This window comes from Labrys sp. WJW (assembly GCF_001676615.1).
Classification (GTDB): domain Bacteria; phylum Pseudomonadota; class Alphaproteobacteria; order Rhizobiales; family Labraceae; genus Labrys; species Labrys sedimenti.
Map to the genome: position 1 here is coordinate 1 of NZ_LYXZ01000113.1, position 312 is coordinate 312.

General features: G+C 68.6%; 1 protein-coding gene. It reads left to right on the top strand.

Annotated features, from left to right (window positions below):
- A partial coding sequence (locus BA190_RS34845) for a peroxidase family protein (RefSeq protein WP_305773782.1) occupies positions 1 to 312 on the top strand: 312 nt, incomplete at both ends.

The window sequence follows — 312 nt, forward strand, 5'->3', positions numbered from 1 at the left end:
GAAGGACTGGGAGGTCAACCAGCCGGCGCAGCTGGCCAAGGTGCTCGGCGTGCTGGAGGAGATCCAGCAGGGCTTCAACGCGGCGCAGGCCGGTGGCAGGCAAGTCTCGCTGGCCGATTTGATCGTGCTGGGCGGCAATGCCGCGGTCGAGCAGGCGGCCCGCAAGGCCGGCCAGGACGTGGCGGTTCCCTTCACCCCGGGCCGTACCGATGCGAGCCAGGAGCAGACGGATGTGGAGTCCTTTGCCGTGCTCGAGCCGGTGGCGGACGGCTTCCGCAACTATCTGAAGACGACCTACAGCGTGCCGGCCGA